Here is a 19,289-nt window from a genome sequence, read left to right on the forward strand (position 1 = left end):
TGGGCGATATCGGCCATGCGATCGAAAGCATCGCCAAGCGCGAACGCTTTACCGTGGTGCAGGAATATTGCGGCCACGGCATAGGCCAGATCTACCACGACACGCCCGACGTGCTCAACTACGGCGTGCCGGGCCAGGGCCTCAAGCTCGAGGCGGGAATGATCTTCACCATCGAGCCCATGCTCAACGCCGGCAAGGCCGCGACGCGCGAACTCAGCGACGGCTGGACCGTGATCACCAACGACAAGTCGCTGTCGGCCCAATGGGAACACATGGTCTGCGTGACCGAGACCGGCTACGAGGTGCTGACCCCCTGGCCCGAAGGCACGGGCGATTACGCCCCCGTCTGAGCAATGGCGATCAGCTATCTGTATCTGGCGCTGGCCATCGTCTGTGAAGTCATCGCGACCTCTTTCCTCAAGAGCGCCGAAGGCTTCACGCGGCTAGGGCCTTCGCTGATCACGGCCACGGGCTATGCGCTGGCCTTCTTCTTCCTGTCGCTGACGCTGCGCACCGTGCCCACGGGCGTGGCCTATGCGATCTGGTCCGGCGCGGGCATCGTGCTGGTCTCGGCCATCGCCTGGTTCTGGCAGGGCCAGTCGCTGGACGCCGCGGCGCTGATCGGCATGGGGCTGATCGTCGCGGGCGTGCTGGTGATTCAGCTGTTTTCTTCGTCGGCGGGGCATTGAGGCCTGGGCCATGAGGCCGGGCTGCTCATACTTCGACGCGGCCGGCGAGGCAGGCTCGGACGAACGGGAAATCATTCGTGGCGAGCCTCATACGCCCCCCCGTTCGTGGGCCTCATACGCCCCCCGTTCGTGGTGAGCCTCATACGCCCCCCGTTCGTGGTGAGCCTCATACGCCCCCCGTTCGTGGTGAGCCTGTCGAACCATGAACGGCCCATCATCATGACTTGAGCGCAGGGCGTTCATCCTTCGACGCGGCCGGCTCAGGGTGAACATTTCGCCAGGCGCGCCCATCGCAGCATCGACGGCCGGCCCCCATGGCGCAATTCACGGCCCAAGCGAAAAACCATTCATCCTGAACCAGGCCAAGCGCAATTAATACCCCTTTTTCACACACCATTGCCCCCTTGAATCTCTCAAGAATTGGAATGATTCATTCAATCCAGGTGTTTCTGCAGTTTCTGAAATCAGAAAATCAGCTGATAAAACAATTACTTAAGAGAATAAAAATCCAAGGCATGCGCAAACCCTGACTATCCAAGTCTCATGTCTTATATAAAACATCATTTATTAAAATAAAACGGTGGAAACAGGCGCGCGAGCTTCCTACAATTGCATCCGTTCCCGCAGGACGCCCTGCCCCGCAGCTTTTCGCCGGCCCGGGCCGTGGCGAGCAAATCTGCCAGGAATCAACAGACAACAGAGGACCACCCCGGCATGTACCGGGGCGGAGGAGACCGGCCCGCATCGCAAGGTGCGGGCCATTTTTATTTCCCGCGGCTCAGAGATTGCCCACGCCGCCGTCGACCTGCAGTTCGGTGCCCACCACATAACTCGATTCGTCGGATGCCAGGAACACCGCGGCCTTGGCCAGTTCCAGCGGCGTGCCCAGGCGGCCTATCGGCACGAGCTTTCTGATCTGCGCGCGCAGCGCCGCTTCCTCTTCGGGCGGCAGGCCCAGCTTGCCCAGTGCCGCGGTTTCGGTCGGGCCCGGGCTCAGGCCGTTGACGCGTATGCCGCGCTCCCACAACTCGCCCGACAGCGTGCGCGCCAGCGACAGCAGGCCGGCCTTGCTCGCGGCATAGGCGCTGCTTTGCGGCAGGCCGATATGCGCGCTGACCGAGCCGCACAGGATCACCGACGCGGGATTCGCCAGCAGCGGCAGCAGCGCCTGGATCAGAAAGAACGGGCCCTTGAGGTTGACGCCCATGAGCTGGTCGTAAGCGGCTTCGTCCCAATCCTGCAGGGGGCGGTGCGTCACGTCGCCCGCATTCGCATACAGCACATCCAGGCGCGGCCAATGCCGTGCAAGCTGCTGCGCCAGCGCGCGCTGGCCGGCGATATCGCCCGCATCGCTTGGCAGCAGCAGTGCGGCGTCACCGAGCTCGCGGCCCGCGGCCGACAGCGCCTGTTCGTTGCGCCCGGTGATCGCCACCGTCGCGCCCTCGGCCAGGAACTGGCGTGCGGTTTCCAGCCCTATGCCCCCTGTACCGCCCGTAATGAGCGCGTATTTGCCTTGAAGTCGTGCCATGTCCTTGAATCCTGAAGAAAAGCAAGACTGCATTGTTCAATCAATAGTATCCTTTGCATAGTAGGCACCCTTTGGATACTAAACAGGCGAATGAATAGCCATGGAAACTTTCGACACCGCGCAGCGCTGCCCCATGGTGGATTTCGTGAACCTGATTTCGGGCAAATGGGCGATTCCCATCCTGTACCGGCTGATCGTCATTGACGCGCCGGTGCGCTTCAGCGCGCTGCAGCGCGCCATTGCGCCGATCACGCAAAAGGAGCTGACCAAACAGCTGCGCCTGTTCGAGCAGCGCGGCCTGGTGCGCCGCACGGTCTATGCCGAAGTGCCGCCGCGCGTGGAATACGAAGTCACCGCGCTGGGCAAGACCTTGCGGCCCACGCTGGACTCGCTCGCCGGCTGGATGCGCGGCAACGCGGATCAGCTGCTGCGCGCATGAGATAGGAAGCCGCGTCTTGCCCCTGAACGGCCAAGTTAGCGCCGGATAGTTCAAAATACGCCCGGTGTCCATCCCCCAATCGTTTATCCAAGAGCTGCTGTCCCGCGTGGACGTGGTCGACATCGTCGGCCGCTATGTGCAGCTGCGCAAAGGCGGCGCGAACTTCATGGGGCTGTGCCCCTTCCATGGCGAGAAGTCGCCGTCGTTCAGCGTCAGCCCCTCCAAACAGTTCTATCACTGCTTCGGCTGTGGCAAGAATGGCAATGCCATAGGCTTCCTGATGGAGCATGCCGGCATGGGCTTCATAGAAGCCGTGCAAGACCTGGCCGGCCAGGTCGGCCTGGTCGTGCCTCAGGACGACATCAGTCCCCAGGAGCGCCAGCGCCAGGCCGCACAAAAGGAAAAGCAGGCCACGATCACCGATGTGCTCGAGAAGGCTGGCGACGCCTACCGCCGCCACCTCAAGGACTCGCCGCACGCCATCGCCTACCTCAAGGGCCGCGGCGTCTCGGGCGCCACGGCGGCGCGCTTCGGTCTGGGCTACGCGCCCGAGGGCTGGCGCAGCCTGGCGAGCGTGTTCGCCCAATATGACGACCCATTGCTGCACGAAAGCGGCATGGTGATCGTCAATGAGGAAGACAACAAGCGCTACGACCGTTTCCGCGACCGGCTGATGTTCCCCATCCGCAACGTCAAGGGCGAATGCATAGGCTTTGGCGGACGGGTGTTCGGCGATGAAAAGCCCAAGTACCTGAACTCGCCCGAAACGCCGGTGTTCCACAAGGGGCGCGAGCTCTACGGCCTGTTCGAGGCGCGCAACGCGCTGCGCGAAATGGGCTATGCGCTGGTGACCGAAGGCTACATGGACGTGGTCGCGCTGTCCCAGCTGGGCTTTGCGAACGCGGTCGCCACACTGGGCACGGCCTGCACGCCCGACCATGTGCAAAAGCTCTTCCGCTTCACCGATGCCGTGGTGTTCAGCTTCGACGGCGACAGCGCAGGCCGGCGCGCCGCGCACAAGGCGCTCGAAGCCGCCCTGCCCTACGCGACCGATACGCGCAGCCTCAAATTCCTGTTCCTGCCGACCGAGCACGACCCCGACAGCTTCATCCGCGAATTCGGCACCGATGCGTTCGCACGCCAGGTGGGCGACGCCAAGCCGCTGAGCCGCTTCCTGATCGACGCGGCCAGCGAAGGCTGCGATCTGGGCCTGGCCGAAGGCCGGGCGCACATGGCCAGCAATGCGCGGCCGCTGTGGACCCTGCTGCCCGATGGCGTGCTCAAGCGCCAGCTGATCGCCGAAATCGCCGAACTGGCCCAGCTGCAGTTGCAGGACCTGAGCGAGCTGTGGAGCAAGGAGCCCGCACGCCCCGGCATGCGCAGTGCCCCCGCGCCCGGCCACGACGCAGGCGGCTACAGCGCGGGCGGCCCGCCCGATATGGATTGGGGCCAGGACATGCCGCCCGGCGCGGGCGGCTACAGCGGCGGTCAGGGCGGCGGCTACAGCCCGGCCAACGCCGGCAGCCAGAACGGCGCCTGGAGCCCGGGCCAGGGCAAGGGCAAAAAATGGGAAAAAGGCAGCTGGGGCCGTGATCGCCAGCCCGCGAACCGCTTCGAAGCCGGCTCACGCGGGCCGCGCAGCGCGCCTGCGACCAAGACCGACCAGGCCGCGCGCCTGCTGATGGCGCATATGGAGTTCATGGAAGAACTCACGCACGAGGATTTCGACGCGCTGGCGCGCTGCGGCGCGCCGCATGGCGGCTTGTTTTCGTGGCTGGAGGCCCAATTTCAGGAATATGGCGCCCAACCCTGGGCGGTGCTGCGCGAGCGCTTGCAGGAATGCATAGATGCGGGCGTGGCACCCTTGGCCGAACGCCTGATGACCGGACCGCATGCCCAGCCCGAAGGCGAACTGCCCGAATTGCGCCGTGAACTGCGCGGCGTGCTCAACCGCGTGCTGATCGACCACATCAAGCAGCAGACCCATACGGTTGCCATGGCGATTTCCACCAATCCCCATGCGGCACAGCAATTGCGCGACTTATACACTCGGTTACAATTTTTAGAAAATGAAACGCGCAATCCCTCTTGAAATCGCTGGACAAAGATATAATTAAAGGCTAGCGGCAAGAGCGACAGCAGCACCTCCGGGCCGGGTCAACGTGAAAAACACGTCATTGCAGCAACTGCATGGACCCAAATTACCGCAAGGACTGCACCCCAAATGTTCGCCCAGACATCTTGCCCAGGAGATCTTTCTCCGGATGCTAAACCTGCCTATGGCGGGCTCGCATCCATTGCGCCGGAATCTTAGGCGCTTGTGTTTTCTTTGTGTGTTCGATTTTGCATCAGAGGTGTTCATGCCCGCTCCAAAGTCCCCGAAGTTGCCCAAGTCTGCCGTTGGCCCCGTTGCAAAAATTGAAAAATCCGTGCCTGCAACCGCAGCTGCCAAGGCCGTGTCCCAAGCACCGGCCAAGACCGTAACATCTGCGACCCCAACAGCGGCTGAGCCCCCAGCTGCTGCCAAGAAAGTCAAATCCGTGGCCACCAAGACCTCTGCTGAACTCATCGCCGCCGCTGACGCCCTGCTCGCGGCCGCCGCTCCCGCCAAGCGCGGCCGCAAGCCCAAGGCTGCCGAAGACGGCGCCGAACCCGCCGTGAAGAAGGCCCCTGCGGCCAAGAAGGCGGTTGCTGCCGTCGACAAGACGCCGGCCAAGCGCGGCCGCAAGCCCAAGTCCAAGGAAGACGGCGACGACATGGACGACACCGACCTGTCCGATATCGAGTCCGACCTGGAAGGCGAAGTCGAAGCGGTCGAAACCACGACCACGACGACGACCGAAAAGGTCAAGCCGCTGCGCATGAAGATCAGCAAGGCCAAGGAACGCGCCTTGATGAAGGAATTCGGCCTGGACGAAACCGTCCTGACCGAAGAAGAAATGCTGACCCGCCGCCAGCGCCTGAAGGCGCTGATCAAGCTGGGCAAGACCCGCGGCTACCTCACGCACGGCGAAATCAACGATCACCTGCCCGACAAGCTGGTCGATGCCGAAACCCTCGAAGTCGTCATCTCCATGCTCAACGACATGGGTGTGGCCGTCTATGAACAGACGCCTGACGCCGAGACGCTGCTGCTGAACAACACCGGCCAGTCGGCAACGACCGAAGAAGAAGCCGAAGAAGAAGCCGAAGCCGCGCTGTCGACCGTCGACTCCGAATTCGGCCGCACGACCGACCCGGTGCGCATGTACATGCGTGAAATGGGCACCGTCGAGTTGCTGACGCGCGAAGGCGAAATCGAAATCGCCAAGCGCATCGAAGGCGGTCTGCAGGACATGATGCAAGCCATCAGCGCCTCGCCCGCGACCATTGCCGAAATCCTCAACATGTCCGAGGAAATCCGCAGCGGCAAGGTCGTCATCTCGACCATCGTTGACGGTTTCTCCAACCCCAACGAAGCCGACGATTACGTGGCCGAAGAAGACTTCGACGAATTCGACGAAGAAGACGACGACGACGGCAAGGGCGGCTCCAAGGCGCTGACCAAGAAGCTCGAAGAACTCAAGAACGACGCACTGTCGCGCTTCGACAAGATGCGCGAGCTGTTCGAGAAGATGCACAAGATCTACGACAAGGAAGGCTACGGCACTCCTGCGTACATGAAGGTGCAGGCCTCGCTGACCGAAGAGCTGATGACCATCCGCTTCACGGCCAAGACCATCGAGAAGCTGTGCGACCTGGTGCGTGCCCAGGTGGATGACGTGCGCAAGAAGGAACGCGAACTGCGCCGCATCATCGTCGACAAGTGCGGCATGCCCCAGGAAACCTTCATCAAGGAATTCCCGGCCAACCTGCTGAACCTCGAATGGGTGGTCAAGCAGGCCAATTCGAACAAGTCGTGGAGCATCATCCTCGAGCGCAACATTCCCCCGGTGCAAGAGCTGCAGCAGAACCTGATCGACCTGCAGACGCGCGTTGTCGTGCCCCTGCCAGGCCTGAAGGACATCAACAAGCGCATGAACGACGGCGAACGTGCGTCGCGCGATGCCAAGAAGGAAATGATCGAGGCCAACCTGCGCCTGGTGATTTCGATCGCGAAGAAGTACACCAACCGCGGCCTGCAGTTCCTTGACTTGATCCAGGAAGGCAACATCGGTCTGATGAAGGCCGTCGACAAGTTCGAATACCGCCGCGGCTACAAGTTCTCGACCTATGCCACGTGGTGGATCCGCCAGGCCATCACGCGCTCGATCGCCGACCAGGCACGCACCATCCGGATTCCGGTGCACATGATCGAAACCATCAACAAGATGAACCGCATCAGCCGCCAGCATCTGCAGGAGTTCGGCTTCGAACCCGATGCGTCCATCCTGGCTGCGAAGATGGAAATCCCCGAGGACAAGATCCGCAAGATCATGAAGATCGCCAAGGAGCCGATCTCCATGGAAACGCCGATCGGCGACGACGACGACAGCCACCTGGGCGACTTCATCGAAGACGGCGCGAACACCGCCCCCATCGATGCAGCGATGCAGGCCGGTCTGCGCGACGTGGTCAAGGACATCCTCGACGGCCTGACGCCGCGCGAAGCCAAGGTGCTGCGCATGCGCTTCGGCATCGAAATGTCCACCGACCACACGCTGGAAGAAGTCGGCAAGCAGTTCGACGTGACGCGTGAACGCATTCGCCAGATCGAAGCCAAGGCCTTGCGCAAGCTCAAGCACCCTTCGCGTTCGGACAAGCTGCGCAGCTTCATCGACTCGCTCTAAGCGACGCGCCTTTGGGCATTACAGAAAGCCATCCTTCGGGATGGCTTTTTTCATGGGGTCAGGGCACCGGCATGTCGCCGGCCCAGAACCGCCCTTCGACGCGGCCAGCCAGACAAGCTCAGGCCGCGCGCCGCGGCACCACCAGGTGCCCCACCGAAATCTGCACCGCCTGGTCGTCCTGGTTGAACGTGGTCGTGCGCAGCTTCACCAGGCCTTGCTCGGGGCGCGACTTCGAGGGCCGCACTTCGAGCACTTCGCATTCCACGCGCAGCGTGTCGCCGGGGCGCACGGGCAGCGGCCAGCGCAGTTCGTCGAAGCCTGCGCCAATGATGCCGCCAGCAAGCTGGAATTCGTTGTCCACGAGCAGCCGCATGGTCACGGCCGCCGTGTGCCAGCCGCTTGCGGCCAGGCCGCGAAACAGCGTGGCGCGGGCGGCCTCGTCGTCGAGGTGAAACGGCTGGGGATCGAACTCGGCGGCAAAGCTCTTGATGCGCTCGGCGTCCACGCGCAGGCGCGTGCTGCCGACAAAGCGCTGGCCGGGAACGAGGTCGTCGAGATAGGAGAGCGAACGGTCATTGGCGGACATGGGAAGACTCCTGGGCGTTGGCGGGCACATCGAAGATCAGGCAGGTCGTGGTCGCATGCGCGTAGAGCTTGCCGTCGGGGCCCACGATGCGGCCTTCGGCGGTCGCGACCTGGCGGCCCTGGTGTATCACCTTGCCTTCGGCGCGCACCAGCGGCACGCGGTCGCTCAGGGCGCGCACCATGTTGACCTTGAGTTCGAGCGTGGTGAAGCCCTTGCCCGCGGGCAGCAGCGTGTGCACGGCGCAGCCCACGGCGGAGTCGAGCAGCGTGGCGAACCAGCCGCCATGCACGCTGCCCAGCGGGTTGTAATGCTTGCGCTGCGGCCGGCCCTGGAAGACCGCGACGCCGGGCTCCATGTGGATGGGAATGAAATCGAGCGTGAGGCCTATGGGCGCGGGCGGGATCTCGCCCGCGAAGATCGCCGCGAACAGCTCCATGCCCGTGAAGCCGGCCAGCGACGCGGGCGGGCTGGCGTCGACGTTCAGGCGCGAACGCACTTCGATTTCCTGCGCGGTCCAGCGCGCAACAACGGGGTCCATTACCATCTCCATCACATGCTCCTTGTCAGATTATTGTATATACAACCATTGCAAGTACAATATAGCAGATGAACACTTACAACCCACCCCAAGGTTGCACGAATCTGAAGCTGCGCCAGCTGACCCGGCTGGTGACGCGCCACTACGACCACTACACCGCAGCGGCCGGGCTCAAGACCACGCAGTACTCGCTGCTGTCCCATGTGGAAAAGTTCGGCCCCATACGCCCCAGCGATCTGGCCAAGCGCATGCAGATGGACGCCTCGACGCTCACGCGCAACATGCAGCCGCTGGTCGCCCAGGGCTGGCTGCGCATCGGTGCCGGCGAAGATGCGCGCAGCCGTCTGGTGGAAATCACCGACGACGGACGCGCCAAGCGCATAGAAGGCCAGCGCGCCTGGAAGAAGGCCCAGCTGGCGCTCAATGAACGCCTGGGCGTGGAGCGCGTCGCCGCGCTGCATGAACTGCTGGACGCCAGCGTCGCGTGTTTCGACGACGACGCCGCCGCGGAGTAAAGCCCGCGAATCATTTTCTCCGGCGCCGGCCCGGGCCGCGCGCCGCGTTCTTGCCCGTTACCCAACCCCAGGAAAAGCCATGACCGACAGCCGTTTGTTCCAGCCCTATTCCCTCGGCGCCCTGACGCTCGCCAACCGCATCGTGCTCGCGCCGCTGACGCGCAACCGCGCCGAAGCGGGCTTTGTTCCCGGCGATCTGGCGGCCACTTACTACAGCCAGCGCGCATCCGCGGGCCTGCAGATTTCCGAAGCCGCGCAGATTTCGCAGCAGGGCCAGGGCTACCAGGACACGCCCGGCATCTACACGCCCGCGCAGATCGCGGGCTGGCGCAAGGTGACCGATGCGGTGCACGCCAAGGGCGGCCATATCTTCCTGCAGCTGTGGCATGTGGGGCGCATTTCGCATGTCGACCTGCAGGCCGGCGGCGCCGCGCCCGTGGCCCCCTCGGCGATTCGCGCCAAGGGCAAGACTTTCGTCAACAACCGCTTCGAGGAAGTCTCCGAGCCGCGCGCACTCGAACTCAATGAGCTGCCGGGCATCGTCAACGACTTCCGCCATGCCGCGGCCAATGCGATCGCCGCGGGCTTCGACGGCGTGGAGATTCATGCCGCCAACGGCTATCTGCTCGACCAGTTCGCCAAGGACGGCGCCAACCAGCGCACCGACGCCTATGGCGGCTCGATCGAGAACCGCGCGCGCCTGATGCTCGAAGTCGCGGCAGCCGTGGTCGGTGAAATCGGCGCCAAGCGCACGGGCATTCGCATCTCGCCGGTCTCGCCCGCCAACGGCATCACGGGCAGCGACGCCCAGGCGCAGTTCGACTACATCGTCGACGGCCTCGACGCGCTGAATCTGGTCTATCTGCATGTGGTCGAAGGCGCGACCGGCGGGCCGCGCGATGTCGCGCCGTTCGACTACGCAAGCCTGCGCAAGCGCTTTCGCAACACCTACATCGCCAACAACGGCTATGACCGCGAACTCGCTTCGGCACGTCTGGCCGAAGACAAGGCCGACCTGTTCGCGTTCGGCCGGCCGTTCATCGCCAACCCCGATCTGGTCGAACGGCTGAAGACCGACGCACCGCTCGCGGCGCTCGATCCCAAGACGCTGTACGGCGGCGGCGCGGCCGGCTACACCGACTACCCGGCACTGGCCGAAACCAGCGCCGCGTAAGCCGTGCAGGCCGCGTCTTCCCGGCTCAATAGGCCTTGAAGTTCGCGGCCACGCGCTGGTTCAGGTACTCGCCCGCGGCAATCGGCGGGTACTTGCGGCCCGGACCTTCGATGATCGCATCGCGGTTGGCCTGGGCGAAGAACGCCATGCTGTAGCGCGGGCCCATGTACTCGCCGGGCAGCGGGTTCTTGACGCGGTGGAAGTTCGACGGCAGTTGGTCGTCGCTCCAGCGCATCAGCATGTCGCCGATATTGCAGGTGATCGCCTTTTCATCGGGCTCCACCGACGTCCATTCCTGGCTGTCCATTTCCTTGCCCGGGCAAACCTGCAGCCCGCCCTGGCCCTGGCGCTGGAACAGCAGGCTCAGGCAGTCGAAGTCGGTGTGCGCACCCGCGCGCCACAGGCCCAGATTGGCTTGCTGCTCGGGCGGCGTCGCGAAGTAATGCAGCAGACGCAAGGTGCTCTGGTAGCTACCCTGGGCGGGGTCGTGGGCGCGCAGGAAGAAGCCGTCGTCGAAGCCCAGCTTCCACGCAAAGCACGACAGCACCTGCATCGCCACCTGCCAGCATTGGCCTTCGAAGGCCAGCATCGTCGCCTGGAAGCCCGCGAGCTCCTCTTCGCTGGGCCACAGGTTTTCCATGTGCGGGCGCGTGATCTGGTACGACTCCTTCTGGTCGGGCGTTCCCGTCGAAGGGCGCACCTGGGCGCGGCTTTCCCAGCCGACGTTGAGCGCTTTCTTCAACGGGTATTGGGCCTTGACGGCGTCGGGCAGCGCGAAGAAGCGCTCGGTCATGGCGAATGCGCGGTGCACGTCGTCGAGCGCGATGCCGTGGTTCACGACCTGGAAGAAGCCGACATCGACGGCCGCGTCCCAGAGCTGTTCGGCGATTTCGACCTTGCGCGCGGCGAAGTCGGAAAGATCGATGCGGCGGATTTCGCGGCGGCTGCTTTCCGAGCCCAGCGCGCCCATGCGCGTTTCTTTCTGCAGTTCGGTCAGGTCGTAGGTGGCGGTAGTCATGCGGTTCTCCAGAAGGTGGCGTGAAACAAAAGTCTTCCCACTCCAGGCTTGAGCAATCCGGTCGTTCGCAGGCGCGGTCCGGCCGTTCCTGAAACCTGGGCATGCGGGCTTCAAGAGCAATTTCCGGCTGGCCAGGTCGCAAGGACTGCACAGTGAACGCTTCTACTCCTGGCACAAACCAAGCAAGAACGGTGCCCGCCTGGCATGCAAAGTGCATGGCGCAGACCGTCGCAGCGACCCCCTGCTTTTCCCCCTCCCGGAGACCGCCATGCCCGCCCTGATGTTTGCCACCCCCGATTTTCTTGACGACCCCACGCCCCTAGGCGATACCGACGGCCGCTATCTGCGCCAGGCGATTGCGCTGTCGAACACGGCGCGCGCGCGCGGCAACCGGCCGTTCGGCGCGGTGGTCGTCGATGCCGAAGGAAAGCTGCTCGCCGAGGCTTATTGCAACACCACCGAAACCGGCGACTGCACGGGCCATGCCGAAACCAATGCCGTGCGCCAACTGAGCCCGCGCGTGGCGCGCGAAGTGCTGGCCCAGGCCACGCTGTATTCGTCGGCCGAGCCCTGCGTGATGTGCGCGGGCGCGATCTTCTGGTCGGGCATAGGCCGCGTGGTGTTCGGCATCGATGCCCAGCGCCTGCGCGTGTTTCGCGGCGAGCATGCCGATCAGCGCGACGCCGAACTGTCGTGCCGCGATGTGTTCGCGGCCTCGCCGCACGAGATCGAATGCATAGGCCCGACCATGATCGACGAGGCCAGCCTTCCCCATGTCGGCTTCTGGAAAGCCTGATGCAGGCAGAATCGGCGGCGTCGCTTTCCATTGTCCCGCCCATGACCGAACCCGAAGACCACGCCCCGTCCGCCGCCCTCACCAGCCGCGCCAAACAGGGGCGTGAACGCATCATGGGCGCGATACGCGACGCCGCGATCGCCGAGTTCAGCCGCCACGGCTTCAAGGGCGCGTCGACCAAGGCGATCGCCGAGCGCGCGGGTCTGACCAAGCCCCAGCTGCACTATTACATCAGCAGCAAGGAAGAGCTCTACGAGGAGCTGCTGTACTCGGTGCTCAACGGCTGGTCCAGCGCCTTCGTGTTCGATGTCGACAGCGACGACCCCAGGACCGTGCTCGGCGGCTATGTGCGCAAGAAGCTCGACTACGCGCTCGACAACCCGGGGCTGTCGCGCATCTTCACCACCGAAGTGCTGGGCGGTGGACGCAACCTGGGCAGGTACTGGCCCGTGGCCGTGAAGTCGACGCAGCAGAAGGTCGACCTGATCAACCGCTGGATCGCCGAGGGCCGGATGCGCGCGCTCAATCCCACGGTGCTGCTGATGCAGATCTGGGGCATGACCCAGCACTACGCCGACTACGGCGTGCAGGTGCACATCATGCTGGGCCTGGCGCCCGATGAAGCCATGGACCGCGAACCCATCATGCGCGAGCTCACCACTTTTGTGCTGCTGGGCTGCGGGCTCGCACCAGAATAAGCACGGCCTGCGCCTTCGCGCGCACCAGGGCGGCGCCGCCGACCCGCTCCGAGACGGGAGCAGGCTGGCACAGCATTTGCAATAGTTTGACCGATCGATCAAATCAAATGGTCAAACATGCAACTCACCGCCCCCACCGCCTCTTCCTCCGCCACCGAACACGCTTTTGAACTGGTGCTGGCGCGCAGCCAGATGCGCCTGCCCGTGGAGCCCGGCGAAAGCATCGCCGACGTGCTGCAGCTCGCCGGCATCGCGATCGACACGCTGTGCGAGCAAGGCGTGTGCGGCACCTGCGTCACGCGCTGGCTAGCCGGCGCGCCCGAACACCGCGACAGCTGCCTGAGCGCCGAAGAGCAGCGCACCCATGTCGCGGTCTGCTGCGCGCGCAGCCACGGCCCCAGCCTCACGCTCGATCTCTGAGGGACTGCCATGCGCGTTCTTGTGATCTATTGCCACCCGGTCGAGACCAGCTACCACGCGGCGCTGCACACCGAAGTCGTTCTCAACCTGCGCAGCGCGGGCCACGAAGTCGATGACTGCGATCTGTACGCCGAAGACTTCAACCCGGTGCTCAGCCGCGAGGAGCGCCTGGGCTACCACGAGGTGCCGAGCAACCGCCTGCCGGTGCAAGGCTATGTGGACCGGCTGCTGCGCGCCGAGGCCGTGGTGTTCTGCTTTCCCACCTGGTGCTTCGGCATGCCGGCGATGCTCAAGGGCTTCTTCGACCGCGTGCTGATGCCCGGCGTGGCCTTCGACATCAGCGACCCGCACAACGTCAAGCCCGCGCTGACCCACATCAAGCGCATTTCGGCCGTCGTGACCTACGGCCGGCCGCGCTGGACCGCTCTGCTGATGGGCGATCCGCCGCGCAAATCGGTGACGCGTTATCTGCGCCTGCTCACGGGCGGCAAGGCGCGCGTCGACTACCACGCCTACTACCACATGAACGTCGCCACGCCGCAGCGCCTCACGGCCTTCAAGGCGCGCGTGGGCGAGGCCATGGCGCGCTTTGCCTGAAGGATTCGACATGCACGCTCCCCACGCTCCCGAACATCTGCTGGCCGCGCGCCTGCCGCGCTGGCTGCTGCCTGATCAATGGCCCCACCATGGCGGCCAGCCCGCGCTCGCCGATCTGCACCTGGCCCAGGGCCGGGTGCTGGGCATGGCGCCGCACGACAGCGCGTTCACGCCGCCCGCGGGCACGGCCTGGAACCTCGCGGGCGCGCTGGTGCTGCCCGGCCTGGTCGACGCCCACACGCATCTCGACAAGGCCTTCACGCTGCCGCGCATGGGCACGGTGAAGCCCGGCCTGCTGGGCGCGATCGACGCGATGATGGTCGACCGCCAAAGCTGGACCGAAGCCGATGTGCGGGCGCGCGCCGGCCGCGCGCTGCAATGGGCCTGCGAGGCCGGCACGGTGCATCTGCGCACGCATTGCGACTGGTGGGAGCCCCAAGCCCAGCCGCTGGCCTGGAACGTGCTGCGCGAACTCGCGCAGGAGTGGGCCGGCCGCCTCACGCTGGAACGCGTGGCGCTGATTCCGCTGCACCTGTACGCCGAGCGCGAAACCGCGCTGCGCCTGGCGCGCACCGTGGCGGCGAGCGGCCCGGGCGCATTGCTGGGCGGCTTCGTGCACTCGACCAACTGGAACCCGCAGGCGCTGCGCAATCTGTTCGAAGCCGCGCAGCTGCATGGACTGAATGTCGATCTGCATGTCGACGAGGAACTGCACCCGGGCGCCCAAGGCCTGGCGACCACGGCCGCGCTGCTGCAGGAACTGTCTTTCGAGGGCCATGTGGTCTGCGGCCACACCTGCGCGCTGGCCGCGCAGGACGAGGCCACGGCGCTGGCCACGCTCGACGCCGTCGCGCAAGCCCCGATCACGCTGGTCACGCTGCCCATCACCAACCTGCTGCTGCAGGACGCAGTGACCGGGCGCACGCCGCGCCAGCGCGGGCTCACCCTGGTCAAGGAAGCGCATGCGCGCGGCATTCCGGTGCTGGTGGCCAGCGACAACGTGCAGGACCCGTTCTGCCCCGTGGGCAGTTTCGATCCGCTCGAAGCCCTGGCCACGGGCGTGCTCGCCGCGCAGCTCGATGCGCCGTTCGACCGCTGGTCCGAAGCGCTGTGCCGCGCCGACTGGCTGGGCCGCGGGCCGCGCGCACTGCCGCTGCAGCCCGGCAGCAGCGCCGATCTGATCGTCTTCCACCAGGCCGACGGCTGGGGCTTTCCCTCGCGCACGCAGTCGCGCCTGGTGCTGCGCCAGGGCCGGGTCGCGAGCGGCCAGGCGAATGCCGCCTGGCTCACTTCGTCTTCTTCCATTTCCACCCTCGCAAGGAGCCTCGCATGAGCGCCACCCCACCCGGAATTGCCCAACCCCTGGCGCGCTACGCCGCCTGGCGGCGCGCGGGCGACATGGTGTTTCTCTCCGGAGTCATCGCCGTCGATCCCGCGGCCGGCCGCATCGTGCGCGGCTACGCCGACATTCCCGATGCCGCGGCGACGCTGATCGGCCGCACGGGCGAGTTCAGCAGCGACATCAAGGAAGGCCCGATCCTGGCGCAGAGCTGGTATGTGCTCGACGCCATACGCCAGACCATCGAGGCCGCGGGCGGACAGATGTCGGACGTGATCAAGCTGGTGCAGTACTTCAGGAACCTGGACCACTTTCCGCAGTACAGCCGCGTGCGCAAGCTGTTCTTCCCGGGCGAGCCGCCGGCCTCCACGGTGGTCGAAGTCAGCGCCATGCTGCCCACGCCCGAAATCCTGATCGAAGTCGAAGCCACGGCCTGGCTGCCCCAGCGCTGAACCCCCAACGAAAGACCCATCCCATGCTGCACGGCTACACCCCTGCCCACCGCTATCTGCCCTACCTGAGCTGGACTGAAATCGCCGATTTGCCCGACAAGGAAAACACCGTGATCGTGCTCGCCACGGGCGCGACGGAACAGCACGGCCCGCACCTGCCCTGCGCGGTCGATACGGTGATCAGCGCGGGCGTGGTGGGCCATGCGATGGCGCGCCTGCCCGCCGATATTCCGGCGTTCGCGATGGCGCCCATCACCTACGGCAAGTCGGAAGAGCACCTGCACTTTCCGGGCACCGTGACGCTCAGCGGCGAGACGCTGCTGGCGACGATGAACGAGATCGGCGAGTCGATCTACCGCGCGGGCTTTCGCAAGCTGCTGTTCGTCAACGGCCATGGCGGCCAGCCCCAGGTGATGGAAATGTGCGCGCGCGAACTGCGCCTGCGCCACGGCGACTTCATCGTCGTGCCCAGCTTCACCTGGCGCGTTCCGCATGTGGCCGGCAAGTACCTGTCGGACACCGAGAAAAAGCTCGCCATGCACGCCGGCCATGCCGAGACCGCGCTGATGCTCGCGCTCGCGCCCGACACCGTGCACATGGAGCGCGCCGTGACCAATTACCCGCCGGTCTTTGATTCGCCGCTGCTGTCGCCCGACGGCCGGCCCGCCTGCGCCTGGAGCGCACGCGACTTCGGCCCCAGCGGAATCATCGGCGACCCCCTGCCCGCGACGGCCGAGCAGGGCCTGGCGATTCTCGAATCGCTGGCCGTGAGCTGGGCCGCGGCGATCACCGAACTGCACCACCTGCAATGGGCCGCGCGCCCCGAGCCCACCTGGGGCCGCGCCAACCACACGGGCCATGTCGAGCATTCATCGACGCTGGCCTGAAACCTGCGATTCCTTTCCCGCCCCCGCCCTGCCCCCCTTCCGGAGTATTGCCATGATGAAGACTGCCTCCCGCCTTTCCCAACTTGGTGCAGCCGCCCTGCTCGCTCTTGGTGCCCTCGGCACCGCGCAGGCGCAGGAAAAGTTCACCTACATGACCAACTGGTACGCCCAGGCCGAGCACGGCGGCTTCTACCAGGCCGTGGCCACGGGCCTGTACAAGAAGTACGGCCTGGACGCGACGATCAAGATGGGCGGCCCCCAGGTCAACATCGTGCAGATGATGGCCGCGGGCCAGGCCGACTGCGTGATGGGGTCCAGCGATCTGCAGATGATCCAGATGCGCGAAGGCGGCGTGCCCGTGACCAATGTCGCCGCGGTGTTCCAGAAAGACTTGCAGGTGCTGATCGCGCATGACGACGTGAAGAAGTTCGAGGACCTCAAGGGCAAAACAATTCTGATCGGTTCCTCGGCCCAGCGCGGCTACTGGCCCTGGCTCAAGGCCAAGTACGGTTTCAGCGATTCGCAGACCCGTCCCTACACCTTCAACATCCAGCCTTTCGTCGCCGACAAGAACACCGCCCAGCAGGGCTATCTGACGTCCGAGCCGTTCGCCATCGCCAAGGCCGGCGTCAAGACCACGACGCTGATGTTCAGCGACCAGGGCTATCCCGCGTATGCGACGACGGTGTCGTGCATGGACAAGACGCTCAAGGCGCGCAGCGCCGCCGTCACGGCCTTCGTCAAGGCCTCGATGGAAGGCTGGAAGAGCTACCTCGCCGATCCGGCGCCGGGCAATGCGCTGATCAAGAAGGACAACCCCAACATGACCGACGAACAGCTGGCCTACAGCGTCGCCAAGCTCAAGGAACTGGGCATGGTCACGGGCGGCGACGCGGCGAGCATGGGAATCGGCGTGCTGACCGACGCGCGCGCCAAGGCCAGCTACGACTTCCTGGTCGAAACCAAGCTCATCGATCCGGCCAAGGTCAAGCTCGCCGACACCTACACCACCAGCTTCGTCAAGGACCTCAAGGTTCTTCCCTGAGTTTCCAACAGCCCTGAAACAGAGGCTGCGGCCTCATTCATCGAAAGGCGACCATGAACACCGCTGAATCCCCGCCCCCCGCCGCCGCGCCCGCCGTAGAGGTGCTGTCGGCCGAGAAGACCTACCCCAACGGCACGCAGGCGCTGCTGCCCGTGGACCTGTGCATAGAGGAAGGCGAATTCGTCACCTTGCTGGGCCCCTCGGGCTGCGGAAAGAGCACGCTGCTGAAGATGGTGGCCGGTCTGCTCGAGCCCACCGACGGCCGGCTGCACCTGTGGCGCAAGCCCGTGGCGCAGTTGGAGGAAAGCGGCAAGAAGATGGCCTTCGTGTTCCAGTCGCCCACGCTCATGCCCTGGGCCAGCGTGCAGACCAATGTGCGTCTGCCGCTGGACCTCGCGGGCGTGCCGCGCGCGCAAGCCGATGCGCGCGTGAGCGAAGCCCTGGCCCTGGTGGGCCTGGCAAAGTTCGCCAAGGCGCTGCCGCGCGCGCTGTCGGGCGGCATGCAGATGCGCGTCTCTATCGCGCGCGGTCTCGTGACCCAGCCCGATCTGCTGCTGATGGACGAGCCGTTCGGCGCGCTCGATGAAATCACCCGCCACAAGCTCGACGCCGACCTGCTCGATCTGTGGCGCAAGAAAAAGCTCACCGTGATCTTCGTCACGCACTCGATCCACGAAGCCGTGTTTCTTTCGAGCCGCGTGGTCATGATGGCCGCGCGCCCGGGGCGGGTCGTCGAGGAATTCCGCATCGACGCGCCCTATCCGCGCACCGCCGACTTCATGGTCTCACCCGAATTCAGCCGCTACGCCAAGCAGCTGCAAGACAGCCTGCTGCGCGCCAGCGCAGACTCCACGGAGACCCACGCATGAGCACGCCCTTTCCCTCCGTTGCCGCCGTGCCGCTCAACGCCGCCCCTGCGCCCGCAGCGCCAGCGGCGAAGAAGACCGCCGCCGCGCCCAGGCCCGCGCGCCTGCCATTGCTGGCCCAGCCGCGCGTGCAGCGCATTCTCTATCCGCTGCTCGTGGGCCTGGTGCTGATCGCGGCCTGGCAAGGCCTGGTCACGGGGCTGGAGCTGCCGCCCTACCTCGTGCCTTCGCCGCTGCTGATGCTCGAGACGCTGATCACCGACTGGGCCGCGCTGGGCGCGTCGCTGTGGGTCACGGTGAAGATCACGGTGCTGGCTTTCCTGGTCGCCACCGTGGCCGGCGTGCTGATCTCGTTCCTGTTCGTGCAGAGCAAGCTCATCGAGATGGCGCTGTTTCCGTATGCCGTGCTGCTGCAGGTGACACCCATCGTCGCCGTCGCGCCGCTGATCATCATCTGGGTCAAGGACCCGACGGCCTCAATGGTGATCTGCGCGGCCCTGGTGGCGCTATTCCCCATCATCAGCAACACCACGCTGGGCCTGCGCAGCGTCGAGCCCGACCTGCAAAGCTACTTCCAGCTCAACCGCGCGACGCGGCTGCAGACGCTGACGCGACTGCGCATTCCCAGCGCCCTGCCCTACTTCTTCGGCGGGCTGCGCATCTCGAGCGGCCTGGCACTGATCGGCGCCGTCGTCGCCGAGTTCGTCGCCGGCACGGGCGGCTCGGGCGCGGGCCTGGCCTACCAGATCCTGCAGGCGGGCTTTCAGCTCAACATCCCGCGCATGTTCGCCGCGCTGCTGCTGATTTCGCTGACCGGCGTGGGCATGTTTGTCGCGATGGCCTGGCTCAGCCGGCTGGCGCTCGGTAGCTGGCACGCGTCCGAGAACTAGACGCGCCCAGTGCCTGCCTGCTCTCACTAAAAGCAAGCGATCC

General features: G+C 65.3%; 21 protein-coding genes. 17 read left to right on the forward strand and 4 right to left on the reverse strand.

Annotation, left to right across the window (positions count from 1 at the left end):
• Positions 1–350, forward strand: a 350-nt coding sequence (locus KHY18_RS14370; protein ID WP_213301001.1) for a M24 family metallopeptidase, incomplete at its 5' end; no start/stop codon positions are given.
• 3 nt (positions 351–353) lie between these two features.
• Complete coding sequence (locus KHY18_RS14375) at positions 354–689, forward strand: SMR family transporter (protein WP_213301003.1); 336 nt, start codon at positions 354–356, stop codon at positions 687–689.
• A 778-nt stretch (positions 690–1,467) separates the two neighbouring features.
• Here KHY18_RS14375 and KHY18_RS14380 read toward each other — a convergent pair.
• Entirely contained in the window at positions 1,468–2,217 is a 750-nt protein-coding gene (locus tag KHY18_RS14380) for an SDR family oxidoreductase (protein ID WP_213301005.1), read from the reverse strand.
• Positions 2,218–2,317: 100 nt separating this feature from the next.
• Between KHY18_RS14380 and KHY18_RS14385 the strand changes: the two genes are divergently transcribed.
• The 3 genes from KHY18_RS14385 to rpoD all read left to right on the forward strand — a co-directional run bounded on the left by KHY18_RS14385 (position 2,318) and on the right by rpoD (position 7,425).
• Complete coding sequence (locus KHY18_RS14385) at positions 2,318–2,656, forward strand: winged helix-turn-helix transcriptional regulator (protein WP_213301007.1); 339 nt, start codon at positions 2,318–2,320, stop codon at positions 2,654–2,656.
• 64 nt (positions 2,657–2,720) lie between these two features.
• Positions 2,721–4,748, forward strand: a complete 2,028-nt coding sequence (gene dnaG, locus KHY18_RS14390) for a DNA primase (RefSeq protein ID WP_213301009.1) — start codon at positions 2,721–2,723, stop codon at positions 4,746–4,748.
• Between the two features lie 268 nt (positions 4,749–5,016).
• Positions 5,017–7,425: an RNA polymerase sigma factor RpoD gene (gene rpoD, locus KHY18_RS14395; RefSeq protein ID WP_213301011.1), complete on the forward strand. Its 2,409-nt coding sequence runs from the start codon at positions 5,017–5,019 to the stop codon at positions 7,423–7,425.
• A gap of 118 nt (positions 7,426–7,543) precedes the next feature.
• Here the strand turns inward: rpoD and KHY18_RS14400 are convergent, their stop codons facing one another.
• Positions 7,544–8,011, reverse strand: a complete 468-nt coding sequence (locus KHY18_RS14400; protein ID WP_213301013.1) for a MaoC family dehydratase — start codon at positions 8,009–8,011, stop codon at positions 7,544–7,546.
• Positions 7,998–8,555 carry a PaaI family thioesterase gene (locus tag KHY18_RS14405; protein ID WP_213301124.1) on the reverse strand — a complete coding sequence of 186 codons (558 nt, stop codon included), beginning with the start codon at positions 8,553–8,555 and terminating at the stop codon, positions 7,998–8,000. Before KHY18_RS14405 ends, KHY18_RS14400 begins: the two co-directional genes overlap by 14 nt.
• A gap of 62 nt (positions 8,556–8,617) precedes the next feature.
• Between KHY18_RS14405 and KHY18_RS14410 the strand changes: the two genes are divergently transcribed.
• Complete coding sequence (locus KHY18_RS14410) at positions 8,618–9,064, forward strand: MarR family winged helix-turn-helix transcriptional regulator (RefSeq protein ID WP_213301016.1); 447 nt, start codon at positions 8,618–8,620, stop codon at positions 9,062–9,064.
• A 79-nt stretch (positions 9,065–9,143) separates the two neighbouring features.
• Positions 9,144–10,238, forward strand: a complete 1,095-nt coding sequence (locus KHY18_RS14415) for an alkene reductase (RefSeq protein WP_213301019.1) — start codon at positions 9,144–9,146, stop codon at positions 10,236–10,238.
• 25 nt (positions 10,239–10,263) lie between these two features.
• Here KHY18_RS14415 and KHY18_RS14420 read toward each other — a convergent pair whose 3' ends face one another.
• Positions 10,264–11,256 carry an isopenicillin N synthase family dioxygenase gene (locus tag KHY18_RS14420; protein WP_213301023.1) on the reverse strand — a complete coding sequence of 331 codons (993 nt, stop codon included), beginning with the start codon at positions 11,254–11,256 and terminating at the stop codon, positions 10,264–10,266.
• 268 nt (positions 11,257–11,524) lie between these two features.
• Here KHY18_RS14420 and KHY18_RS14425 point away from each other — a divergent pair, with 268 nt between their 5' ends.
• The 10 genes from KHY18_RS14425 (at position 11,525) to KHY18_RS14470 (ending at position 19,246) form a co-directional block, all read left to right on the forward strand.
• On the forward strand, positions 11,525–12,052 hold the full coding sequence (locus KHY18_RS14425) for a nucleoside deaminase (RefSeq protein WP_213301026.1): 528 nt from the start codon (positions 11,525–11,527) through the stop codon (positions 12,050–12,052).
• 41 nt (positions 12,053–12,093) lie between these two features.
• On the forward strand, positions 12,094–12,750 hold the full coding sequence (locus KHY18_RS14430) for a TetR/AcrR family transcriptional regulator (protein ID WP_213301028.1): 657 nt from the start codon (positions 12,094–12,096) through the stop codon (positions 12,748–12,750).
• A gap of 117 nt (positions 12,751–12,867) precedes the next feature.
• On the forward strand, positions 12,868–13,170 hold the full coding sequence (locus KHY18_RS14435) for a 2Fe-2S iron-sulfur cluster-binding protein (protein ID WP_213301030.1): 303 nt from the start codon (positions 12,868–12,870) through the stop codon (positions 13,168–13,170).
• A 9-nt stretch (positions 13,171–13,179) separates the two neighbouring features.
• Entirely contained in the window at positions 13,180–13,767 is a 588-nt protein-coding gene (locus KHY18_RS14440) for an NAD(P)H-dependent oxidoreductase (RefSeq protein ID WP_213301032.1), read from the forward strand.
• 10 nt (positions 13,768–13,777) lie between these two features.
• Complete coding sequence (locus tag KHY18_RS14445; protein ID WP_213301034.1) at positions 13,778–15,100, forward strand: amidohydrolase family protein; 1,323 nt, start codon at positions 13,778–13,780, stop codon at positions 15,098–15,100.
• Positions 15,097–15,558, forward strand: a complete 462-nt coding sequence (locus KHY18_RS14450; RefSeq protein ID WP_213301036.1) for a RidA family protein — start codon at positions 15,097–15,099, stop codon at positions 15,556–15,558. Before KHY18_RS14445 ends, KHY18_RS14450 begins: the two co-directional genes overlap by 4 nt.
• A gap of 23 nt (positions 15,559–15,581) precedes the next feature.
• Complete coding sequence (locus KHY18_RS14455; protein ID WP_213301039.1) at positions 15,582–16,445, forward strand: creatininase family protein; 864 nt, start codon at positions 15,582–15,584, stop codon at positions 16,443–16,445.
• A gap of 52 nt (positions 16,446–16,497) precedes the next feature.
• Complete coding sequence (locus KHY18_RS14460) at positions 16,498–17,490, forward strand: ABC transporter substrate-binding protein (protein ID WP_213301042.1); 993 nt, start codon at positions 16,498–16,500, stop codon at positions 17,488–17,490.
• Positions 17,491–17,543: 53 nt separating this feature from the next.
• On the forward strand, positions 17,544–18,359 hold the full coding sequence (locus KHY18_RS14465; protein WP_213301045.1) for an ABC transporter ATP-binding protein: 816 nt from the start codon (positions 17,544–17,546) through the stop codon (positions 18,357–18,359).
• Positions 18,356–19,246: an ABC transporter permease gene (locus tag KHY18_RS14470; protein ID WP_249729136.1), complete on the forward strand. Its 891-nt coding sequence runs from the start codon at positions 18,356–18,358 to the stop codon at positions 19,244–19,246. The genes KHY18_RS14465 and KHY18_RS14470 overlap by 4 nt, the downstream gene beginning before the upstream one ends.
• The last annotated feature ends 43 nt before the right edge of the window (positions 19,247–19,289 follow it).

It is taken from the genome of Acidovorax sp. CCYZU-2555 (assembly GCF_018413525.1).
Taxonomy (GTDB): domain Bacteria; phylum Pseudomonadota; class Gammaproteobacteria; order Burkholderiales; family Burkholderiaceae_C; genus Comamonas.